The following is a 7449-nucleotide window of genomic DNA, read 5'->3' as shown; positions in this document are numbered from 1 at the left end:
GCCCTGCTCGAAGGCGATCTCCACCACCTGCCCCTCAGCCGGGGCGTCCGCCACGGAGCGGGTCATGGCAAAGACCTCCTCCGGCGGCTCCACCATCGGATCCTCCAGGGGGCCGGCCTCGATGCTGCGGCCCAGCAGGTTGAGGTCGATCGAATAGGGGGATTTCTTGCTCACCGGCGCCGGGATGTCACAGCGCTCGCCGTAGGCGATCGTCTCCTGGCGGCTCATGCCCCATTCCCGCGCCGGTGCCAGCACCTTGAGGTCGGGGGCCAGGGCGCCGATGGCCACATCGAAGCGCACCTGATCGTTGCCCTTGCCGGTGCAGCCGTGGGCCACCGCATCGGCCCCCACCTCCCGGGCCACCTCCACGAGGCGACGGGCGATCAGGGGGCGGGCCAGGGCGGTGGAGAGGGGGTAGCGCCCCTCATAGAGGGCATTGGCGCGGATCGCCGGGAAGGCGAACTCGCGGATGAAGGGTTCGATCAGGTCGTCCACCCGCGACTGGCTGGCGCCGGCCGCCAGGGCCTTGAGGCGGATCGGCTCGAGCTCGTCCCCCTGGCCGAGGTCGGCGGCGAAGGTGATCACCTCCTTCACCCCCCACTCGCGCATCAGGTAGGGGATGCAGACGCTGGTGTCGACACCACCGGAATAGGCGAGCACCACCCGCTCGGCACGCGGCGTTCCTGTCGGCGATGCCCCGCCCGCCAGATGCCCTATCTCGCTCATCCGTGGCGCTCCTGCTCTGTGGCGACCGATTCTGTCGCCTGGGGCCATTCTCCCCCCTGGTCCGCCGATGGCAGGCGCCAGCGGAGCAGGACCACCAGGGCCAGCAGCAGGGGAGGCCCGAGCACCAGGGCCGCCACCACCGCCGGCACGATCGGCAGGGGCTGGGGCCAGCGGACGGCGGCCGCTGCCAGCAGGGTGCTGAGCACGAGGGCCGCCGACCAGAGACGGCCCACGTCCAGGATCTTGGCAATGGTCATGGTCGGCGCGGTAGGGTGTTGAGTCGGTCCTTGACGACCCAGCCTGACGGCATGAGCATTCTCGACACGATCAACCCCTCCCTGACCCGCTACCGGCGCAACGAGCCGGCGCCGGTGCTGCCGCTGCGGGATGAGCCCGATCTGCTGAGCCTGCTGGAGGCCAGCGGCCGCCTGGTGGCCGATGAGGAAACGGCCAGCACCGATGTGAGCACGGTGGAAGAGGAGGAGCTGTCGGCGCTGATGGGCGAGAAAGAGGATTACAGCCCGGCCGACGAGCCCTCCGAGGAAGACTGGGAGGACTGACGGTCCGATCCGTCGCCACCCTGCAGCCCCTCCGATGGCCTCCCGCGACGGCCGCACGCCTGCGGCCCTGCTCGCCCTGATCCTGCTGGCCGCCTGCCTGGCCAGCGACGCCCTGGTGGCCAACTCCATGCTGACCCTGCCGCTGGTGGTGGCGGCCCTGGTCAGCGCGGGGGTGGCGGCCCTCGGGGTGCCCGGCCTGCGGGCCCTGAAACTGGGCCAGGTGATCCGCGATGAGGGCCCCCAGGCCCACCACAGCAAGGCCGGCACGCCCACGATGGGGGGCCTGCTGGTGGTGCCCGTGGGGGTACTGGTGGGCGGGCTGATCAGCCCGCAGGATCCCCGCCTGCTGGCGGTGGCGGCGGTCACCCTGGCCTACATGGCGATCGGTGCCGTCGACGACTGGCGCAGCCTCACCCGCCGCACCAACACGGGCCTGAGCCCCCGGGGCAAGCTGCTGCTCCAGGCCCTCGCCGCGGTGGGCTTCCTGGTCTGGGCCCACCAGGGCGGCTGGCTGGGGGGCGGCGTGCCCGGCGATCTGGGTCTGCCCTTCGGCCGGGTGCTCACCCTCGGGTTGCTGATCTGGCCCCTGGGCCTGTTCGTGTTCCTGGCCGAAAGCAACGCCACCAACCTCACCGATGGCCTCGATGGCCTGGCCGCCGGCTGTGGCGCCATCGTGTTCACCGGCATGGGGCTGCAGCTGATGCTGCGGGGCCACGGGGGGGATCCGGTGCTGGCCGCCTTCTGCACGGCCATGGCGGGCTGCTGGCTCGGCTTCCTCAGCCAGAACCGCCACCCGGCCAGGGTGTTCATGGGCGACACGGGCTCCCTGGCCATGGGGGCCGCCCTGTCCTCGGTGGCCCTGCTGACCGACAGCCTCTGGCCCCTGCTGCTGATGGGCGGGGTGTTCCTGGCCGAATCCCTGTCGGTGATCCTGCAGGTGGGGGTGTTCAAGGCCACCAAGGGCCCCGACGGCCAGGGGCGGCGCCTGTTCCGCATGGCCCCGCTGCACCACCATTTCGAACTGGGGGGACTGCCGGAGCAGCGGGTGGTGCTCGGTCTGTGGGGCGTCAGCCTGATACTGGTGCTGGTGGGATTGGTGCTGCTTCCCTGAGCAGCCCCTGACTGTCGTCGATCACGGCGACCCCGCCGACCGCTCCGTCGCACCCGGGCCCATGGCGTTTTTCACCTGGAAGGAAACGGGCCTCACCGCCGACTGCGCCAGCCTGGAGGCCATGGCGGCACGGTTTGAAGAGGCGGCGGCCCTGATGCGCCGCATGGCCGGCGAGGGCTTCAAGGTGGAGCGCCACCCGGAGGGCCAGCGCATCACCCACCCCGATCCCACCGTGTTCGGGGCCTACGGGTTCGTGAGCGAGGAATCGGCCGAAAGCCAGCTCACCCTGCTGGACGAGCCCGGCGCCTGAGCCCCGTCAGGCCGGTGTCGGCCAGGACCCTCAGCGGCGCAGGTAGCCCACCAGCCACACCACCACGAAGGCCAGGGAGGAGACGCCCAGGTAGACCAGCGTCCATGTCTGGAAGCCGGCCACATCCCAGCCGAAGGGCAGCACCCCGTTGGCCGCGTCACCGGCGGTGCTGAAAGCGAGGGGGCCCACGCCAGGAAGAGGGGAGAGGAGAGCCGGAAGCATCGCGGCACGTTAGGGGAACGGGCTCGCGCCGCGTCAGGATCGCCCCAGCCGCTCCTTCTCCATGGCACCAGGCCCTTCCCCTTTCCCGCGGACGGTGATGCTGCTGGGCAGCGGCGAACTCGGCAAGGAGGTGGCCATCGCCGCCCAGCGGCTGGGTTGCCGGGTGATCGCCGTCGACCGCTACGCCGATGCCCCCGCCATGGCAGTGGCGCAGGTGAGCGAGGTGGTGGCCATGGCCGACCCCGACGCCCTAAAGGCGGTGGTGCGGCGCCATCGCCCCGACGTGGTGATCCCGGAGATCGAGGCCCTGGCGGTGGACGCCCTGGCGGAGCTGGAGGCGGAGGGCCTCACCGTGATTCCCACCGCCCGGGCCACGGCGGTGACCATGAACCGCGACCGCATCCGCGACCTGGCCGCCCGGGGCCTGGGGCTGCGCACCGCCCGATTCGCCTACGCCGAAAGCGCCGCCGAACTGGCGGCGGCGGCGGCACCCCTGGGCTGGCCCGTGGTGGTGAAACCGGTGATGAGCTCCTCCGGCAAGGGGCAGAGCGTGGTGCAGGGGCCCGACGACATCGAAGCCGCCTGGGACGGGGCCATGGCCGGAGCGCGGGGGACCGGGGCGCGGGTGATCGTGGAGGAATTCCTGCGCTTCAGCCTGGAGATCACCCTGCTGACGGTGCGCCAGTGGCAGGGCCCCACCCTGTTCTGCCCGCCGATCGGCCACATCCAGGAGCGGGGCGACTACCAGTGCAGCTGGCAGCCCGCCCGGCTGGGGGAGGCCCAGCTGGCGGCGGCCCAGGCGATGGCGAAGGCCGTCACCGACGACCTCGGCGGCGCCGGCCTGTTCGGGGTGGAGTTCTTCCTCTGCGGCGAGCCCGGTGCCGAGGAGGTGGTGTTCTCCGAGCTCTCGCCCCGGCCCCACGACACGGGCCTGGTGACGCTGGTGGGCCAGAACCTGAGCGAATTCGAGCTGCACCTGCGGGCGGTCCTGGGACTGCCGATCCCCGAGATCCGCAGCCTTGGAGCGGCGGCCTCCCGGGTGATCCTGGCCGGACCGGAAGCCCCCGGCGGGCCCGGAACACCGAGCTACCTGGGTTTGGAGCAGGCCCTGACGGTACCGGACACCCAGGTGCTCATTTTCGGTAAACCCGATACCCGGCCCTGGCGGCGGATGGGGGTGGCCCTGGCCCGCGGCGACGATGAGACGGACGCCCGCCGGCGCGCCGATGGGGCCGCCGTGCTCGTGCAGGTGCAGACCAGCGGTTGAACCGTCGGCCACCACTGGCTTTGCACGGCTTCGAGCTCTATGGTGCGCCCCTGCGGGTAGCATCATGTCTCAGGCCCATCCAACCTCCAAGCTCTCCCGTTCCCGGAAGACCCGGGAGCGACGGGACCTGGGGGCTGTGGCGCTTCCTGAGGCCCCCAGGACCGATCCGAAGCCTCGGCCCCCGGCCCAGCAGAGGTCCCGGCGCCGCCCCCTGGTGACCTTCGGGCTGGGCATCGCCGTGGGTGCCCTCCTGGCCGGACCGCTGCCGGCGCGCCTGGCCCCGTTCCTGGCCGGCCTGATTCCCACCTCCCGCGGCATCGGAGCGGTGCTGAATCCCCTCTCCGTCGAAAACCGCCGCATCCTCGTGCTCGGCCGTGACTCGGTGGGCGAGAACACCGATGTGATGTTCACCGTGCGGCTCGACGGCGACATCACCCACATCACCCAGGTGCCGCGGGACACCTTCATCGAGTCCCCCCAGCTGGGGGTGGTGAAGGCCAACTCCCTGTTCGCCCTTGGTGGCATCCAGACCGCGAAGGACGAGGTGGGCCAGCTGCTGTCAGCTCCCATCGACCGCTACCTGAAGGTGAACCTGGATGCGGTCAGCAAGCTCGCCGAGGCCCTCGGTGGGGTGGAGGTGGACGTGCCCAAGCGGATGTACTACGTCGACAACGCCCAGGGGCTCTACATCGATCTCTACCCCGGCAGGCAAGTTCTCAAGGGCAACGACCTGGAGGGTTTCCTGCGCTTCCGCCACGACGAACAGGGCGACCTGGGCCGCATGGAGCGCCAGCGGCAGGTCATGGCCCAGGTGTTCCGCAAGCTGGCGGATCCCGCCACGATCGCCAGGCTGCCGGCCCTGCTGGAGATCGCCGGCAACGACATGGTCACCGACCTCTCGCCGATCGAGATGACCCAGCTGATGTCAGCCCTCGGCCGGAGCAAGCTGAGCACCCAGCGGGTGCCGGGCCGGCTCTACTGGCACAACGACCTCAGTTACTGGATGCCCGACAGCAACCAGGTCCACCCCAGCGGCAGCGGCGACGAGCCCCTCCCCTGAGGACGGTTCAGGTGGGGCCGCGGCCGTCGTCGGGGCTGCGCCAGCCGGCGGTCAGTTCGGCCAGCAGCTGGGCCAGACCCTGCTTCCTGGGCAGATCGGCTTCGGCAGCCCACTCGATCTCCTGGATCCTGGCGTCATCCAGGCCCAGCAGTTCCACCAGGTGGCGGTAGGCCACCCGCTCCTGGGCGTTGATGCTGGGCTCGGCCGGTGAGCGCCGCCCCACCCGCACCATCATGTAGCTGAGCTTCAGGGCCAGCTGGCGGGCATCGCCGCCGCTGAGCTGGCTTACCAGAGCGTCCAGGCCGGCCACCGGCAGCCGCTCGGCCAGGAAGGCCTCCAGCTGCGCTTCACCGAGGCCACTGGGGCTGTCGCCGTGGAGATGGGTGGCCACCTGCTCGGCCAGCAACTCCCGCTCGGCGGTGGAGCATTCGCCGTCGGCCCAGGCGACGGTGCAGACGATGCGCAGCAGGGCCGCCTGGGCGGCGGTGAGTTCAGCCATGGGTCAGGCCGCAAGGGGAATGGGGGGATGCTGCTCCAGCACGTGCCGCAGGTAGCGGCCGGTGTGGCTGGCGGCATTCTCGGCCACGGACTCGGGGGTGCCGATGGCGACGATGTGGCCGCCCTTGTCCCCGCCCTCTGGTCCGAGGTCGATCAGCCAGTCGGCGCAGCGGATCACATCGAGGTTGTGCTCGATCACCAGGATCGAGTTGCCCTTGTCGACCAGGCGCTGCATCACGTCCATCAGCTTGTGGACGTCGTAGAAGCTGAGGCCCGTGGTGGGTTCGTCGATCAGGTAGAGGGTCTTGCCGGTGGCACGGCGGGAGAGCTCGGTGGCCAGCTTCACCCGCTGGGCCTCTCCGCCGGAGAGGGTGGGCGCCGGCTGGCCCAGCTTGATGTAGCCGAGGCCCACATCCACCAGGGTGCTGAGCCGGTCGCCGGCCTGGGGAATGGCGGCGAACACCTCGGCGGCCTGCTCCACCGTCATCTCCAGCACATCGGCGATGGTGTGGCCCCGGAAGGTGACCTGCAGGGTCTCGCGGTTGTAGCGGGCCCCCTTGCAGACGTCGCACTGGACGTAGACGTCAGGCAGGAAGTTCATCTCGATCACGTTCACCCCCTGGCCGCTGCAGGCCTCGCAGCGCCCCCCCTTGACGTTGAAGCTGAACTGGCCCACCTGGTAGCCGCGGGCCTTGGCCTCCACCGTGGCGGCGAACACCTGGCGGATCGGATCGAAGGCGCCGGTGTAGGTGGCGGGGTTGGAGCGGGGGGTGCGGCCGATCGGCGACTGGTCGATGACGATCACCTTGTCGATTGCCTTGATACCCCGCAGCTCCTCCAGCCCGGAGGGGAAGGGCACCTTCATGCCGAGGCGGTTCTCGAGGGCCGGGTGCAGCAGCTCGTTCACCAGGGTGCTCTTGCCGCTGCCGCTCACCCCGGTGACGCACACCAGCCGGCCGAGGGGGATCTCCACGTCGATACCCTGGAGGTTGTTGCGGGTGCAGTTGGCCAGGGTGAGCCGGCGGCTGCCGGCATCGCGGCGTTCGGCGGGGGTGGGGATGGAGCGGCGACCGCTCAGGTAGGCCCCGGTGAGCGAGTCCTCGGCGTTGAGCAGGTCGTCGAGGGAGCCCTCGGCCACGATGTGGCCGCCATGGACGCCGGCACCGGGTCCGATGTCCACCAGGTAATCGGCGGCGCGGATCGTGTCCTCGTCGTGCTCCACCACGATCAGGGTGTTGCCCAGGTCGCGCAGCTTGGTGAGGGTGGCGAGCAGGCGGTCGTTGTCACGCTGGTGCAGGCCGATGCTGGGCTCGTCGAGCACGTACAGGACGCCGGTGAGGCCGGCGCCGATCTGGGTGGCGAGGCGGATCCGCTGGGCCTCCCCGCCCGAGAGGGTCATGGCGGGGCGATCCAGGCTCAGGTAATCGAGGCCCACATCGAGCAGGAAGCGCAGGCGCATGCGGATCTCCCGCAGCACCAGGTCACCGATCTGGATCTGGCGGCTGCTGAGCAGGGGCTCCGCCCCTTCGCTGGCCCCCACCCCCATCAGGGCCTCGATGCGCTCCAGGGTGACGGCCACGCTCACGGAGGTGAGCTCGTGGATGGCGTAGGGCCCCACCCGCACGGCCAGGGCTTCGGGCCGCAGCCGCAGGCCGTGGCAGCTTTCACAGGGCACCAGCTCCAGGTACTTCTCCA

The 7449-nt window shown here is 70.7% G+C and carries 10 protein-coding genes; 5 read left to right on the top strand and 5 right to left on the bottom strand.

From position 1 onward, the window contains the following. Both argG and KBZ04_RS12195 read right to left on the bottom strand, forming a co-directional pair. The coding region (argG, locus tag KBZ04_RS12200) for an argininosuccinate synthase (protein ID WP_254992184.1) at positions 1-726 on the bottom strand (726 nt) is incomplete at its 3' end. Further along, positions 723-983, bottom strand: a complete 261-nt coding sequence (locus tag KBZ04_RS12195; protein WP_254992183.1) for a hypothetical protein — start codon at positions 981-983, stop codon at positions 723-725. The genes argG and KBZ04_RS12195, both read right to left, overlap by 4 nt. A gap of 51 nt (positions 984-1034) precedes the next feature. On the opposite strand from KBZ04_RS12195, the gene KBZ04_RS12190 reads away from it, so the two are divergent. From KBZ04_RS12190 to KBZ04_RS12180, 3 genes are all read left to right on the top strand, one after another. After that, on the top strand, positions 1035-1286 hold the full coding sequence (locus KBZ04_RS12190) for a DUF3134 family protein (RefSeq protein WP_216907275.1): 252 nt from the start codon (positions 1035-1037) through the stop codon (positions 1284-1286). A gap of 34 nt (positions 1287-1320) precedes the next feature. Next, the gene (gene mraY / locus KBZ04_RS12185; protein WP_254992182.1) at positions 1321-2397 is read left to right on the top strand and encodes a phospho-N-acetylmuramoyl-pentapeptide-transferase; all 1077 of its coding nucleotides are present in this window, start codon (positions 1321-1323) and stop codon (positions 2395-2397) included. Between the two features lie 61 nt (positions 2398-2458). Continuing rightward, complete coding sequence (locus KBZ04_RS12180; protein WP_254992181.1) at positions 2459-2707, top strand: hypothetical protein; 249 nt, start codon at positions 2459-2461, stop codon at positions 2705-2707. Positions 2708-2737: 30 nt separating this feature from the next. Here KBZ04_RS12180 and KBZ04_RS12175 read toward each other — a convergent pair whose 3' ends face one another. Further along, positions 2738-2896, bottom strand: a complete 159-nt coding sequence (locus tag KBZ04_RS12175) for a 5'-phosphoribosylglycinamide transformylase (protein ID WP_409995974.1) — start codon at positions 2894-2896, stop codon at positions 2738-2740. A 94-nt stretch (positions 2897-2990) separates the two neighbouring features. Here KBZ04_RS12175 and purT point away from each other — a divergent pair, with 94 nt between their 5' ends. Both purT and KBZ04_RS12165 read left to right on the top strand, forming a co-directional pair. Further along, the gene (gene purT / locus KBZ04_RS12170) at positions 2991-4196 is read left to right on the top strand and encodes a formate-dependent phosphoribosylglycinamide formyltransferase (RefSeq protein ID WP_254992179.1); all 1206 of its coding nucleotides are present in this window, start codon (positions 2991-2993) and stop codon (positions 4194-4196) included. A gap of 64 nt (positions 4197-4260) precedes the next feature. Beyond that, entirely contained in the window at positions 4261-5256 is a 996-nt protein-coding gene (locus tag KBZ04_RS12165) for an LCP family protein (RefSeq protein WP_254992178.1), read from the top strand. A 7-nt stretch (positions 5257-5263) separates the two neighbouring features. Here the strand turns inward: KBZ04_RS12165 and KBZ04_RS14220 are convergent, their stop codons facing one another. Both KBZ04_RS14220 and uvrA read right to left on the bottom strand, forming a co-directional pair. Then, the gene (locus tag KBZ04_RS14220) at positions 5264-5755 is read right to left on the bottom strand and encodes a TerB family tellurite resistance protein (protein ID WP_261351095.1); all 492 of its coding nucleotides are present in this window, start codon (positions 5753-5755) and stop codon (positions 5264-5266) included. A 3-nt stretch (positions 5756-5758) separates the two neighbouring features. Further along, the coding region (uvrA, locus tag KBZ04_RS12155) for an excinuclease ABC subunit UvrA (RefSeq protein ID WP_254992177.1) at positions 5759-7449 on the bottom strand (1691 nt) is incomplete at its 5' end.

Origin of the sequence: Cyanobium sp. N5-Cardenillas, assembly GCF_024345515.1 — a bacterium.
GTDB lineage: Bacteria > Cyanobacteriota > Cyanobacteriia > PCC-6307 > Cyanobiaceae > Cyanobium.
This window is presented reverse-complemented; position numbering and strand designations above follow the sequence as displayed.

Bases quoted from the DNA above. Each gene is read 5' to 3' on its own strand.
- KBZ04_RS12195 (WP_254992183.1), bottom strand. From the start codon at position 983: ATGACCATTGCCAAGATCCTGGACGTGGGCCGTCTCTGGTCGGCGGCC.
- KBZ04_RS12190 (WP_216907275.1), top strand. From the start codon at position 1,035: ATGAGCATTCTCGACACGATCAACCCCTCCCTGACCCGCTACCGGCGC.
- mraY (WP_254992182.1), top strand. From the start codon at position 1,321: ATGGCCTCCCGCGACGGCCGCACGCCTGCGGCCCTGCTCGCCCTGATC.
- KBZ04_RS12180 (WP_254992181.1), top strand. From the start codon at position 2,459: ATGGCGTTTTTCACCTGGAAGGAAACGGGCCTCACCGCCGACTGCGCC.
- purT (WP_254992179.1), top strand. From the start codon at position 2,991: ATGGCACCAGGCCCTTCCCCTTTCCCGCGGACGGTGATGCTGCTGGGC.
- KBZ04_RS12165 (WP_254992178.1), top strand. From the start codon at position 4,261: ATGTCTCAGGCCCATCCAACCTCCAAGCTCTCCCGTTCCCGGAAGACC.
- KBZ04_RS14220 (WP_261351095.1), bottom strand. From the start codon at position 5,755: ATGGCTGAACTCACCGCCGCCCAGGCGGCCCTGCTGCGCATCGTCTGC.